The 1,405-nt window shown below is 38.1% G+C and carries 1 protein-coding gene, 1 pseudogene and 1 riboswitch; of the genes and pseudogenes, one reads left to right on the top strand and one right to left on the bottom strand.

Annotated features, from left to right (window positions below):
* Positions 1-384, bottom strand: a 384-nt coding sequence (locus AC1DUW_RS28755) for an aminotransferase class I/II-fold pyridoxal phosphate-dependent enzyme (RefSeq protein WP_477644177.1), incomplete at its 3' end; no start/stop codon positions are given.
* A gap of 440 nt (positions 385-824) precedes the next feature.
* Between AC1DUW_RS28755 and AC1DUW_RS28750 the strand changes: the two are divergent.
* Positions 825-890, top strand: a pseudogene (locus tag AC1DUW_RS28750) (hypothetical protein); the annotation flags it as partial.
* 226 nt (positions 891-1,116) lie between these two features.
* A riboswitch (SAM riboswitch) is annotated at positions 1,117-1,271 on the top strand.
* Positions 1,272-1,405 lie beyond the last annotated feature (134 nt).

Genomic DNA, 1,405 nt, shown 5'->3' with positions numbered 1-1,405 from the left:
GCCTGGATCAGGTACCAGAATCGTATCCCCGGGATTTAATAAACACTGTGGAAGTTCGACAAGTCCTGCCTTTCCACCAAATAGAATAGCCACTTCACTATTAGGATCTAACTTGACACCATATTCACGTTCATAAAAGTCAGTCGCGGCTTCTTTTAAGTATTGATGTCCTCGGAAAGGAGAATATTTATGATTTATTGTATTTTCTGCAGCAGTCTGCAAACTTTTCACAATATGCTCTGGCGTCGGCTGGTCAGGATTTCCCTGCCCTAAATTAATGACATCATGACCTTGCTCTGTAATTGCCTTAACTTTTGCAACTAAAGAAGCAAAAAACTGCTTTGGTAGTTCCTGAAGCTGTCTGGATTTTTCGAATTGCATCATTTAAACACCTTCTCTGAAATTTCTTGAAATTCTAGTCACAAATGATATATGTTTATCATAGTCTTGTAAAGTGCTTTTTTACATATAGTGGTTTAAAAAAATGAAATGGAAAATCTCCTTCCACCAAATGGATATTGCCTTTGGATAACCATATATTAATTTTCATTTCGCAGAACAAAAGGATAGAAAAAGCCGGCTAATCTCAACCAGATATAGTTATTTTACCTGAACTTTGAACAGTTGGATACGACTTAACTAGATTGAATGAGATTGCGGATGAAGAAGCAGAAAAAACGATTACATTCATTTGTTATAACATACGTTTACAAGGATGGCAGTGAGTCCATACCGTTCAAAAGGTGCGGAAGTTCTATTCGTATCCGCCGAGTGGCCCAAACCGAGGCTCGATCATTAGGGACCGATAAAGGGTCAGCCGTGCCATGGAGAACCAAGCCTACGTTTTAGCATTAAATCGTTCAGGGTCCAATTTTAATAAAATATTTGCCGAACAATCCCTGATTATAGATCCATGGGGGAATATCGTAAGTGAAGCCGGCGAAGAAAGAACGCCTAACAGGTACCCTGGACCTCTCAAAAGTAACGGAAGTATGTAACAAAACTGAATTCGAAGAACTTCGTGCGGATTATTATTAAATTACCCATTGACAAACTATTTAAAAAGTTGATATTATTTTCCCGAAGATTAAAATTTCAGAAAACATTTACATTTAACTCTTATCAAGAGCAGGCTGAGGGATAAAGGCCCTATGAAGCCCAGCAACCGACTGTAATACCATTGTGAAATGGGGCGGAGTTTCCGCCGGATTATAAATCCACAGGGCACGGTGCTAATTCCACCAGAAAGCAATATTTCTGGAAGATAAGAGGTCCGAAGCTAAAACTTCTGCCTCTTTCTATATGAAAGAGGCTTTTTCATTTTTATTTTAAATATTTGGAGGGGAAAATAATGACTTTAAACCATTCGAACTTTGAATTACTGTCAAATGAAACTGCAATAACC

It is taken from the genome of Peribacillus sp. P4_C12 (assembly GCF_056402095.1).
This window is presented reverse-complemented; position numbering and strand designations above follow the sequence as displayed.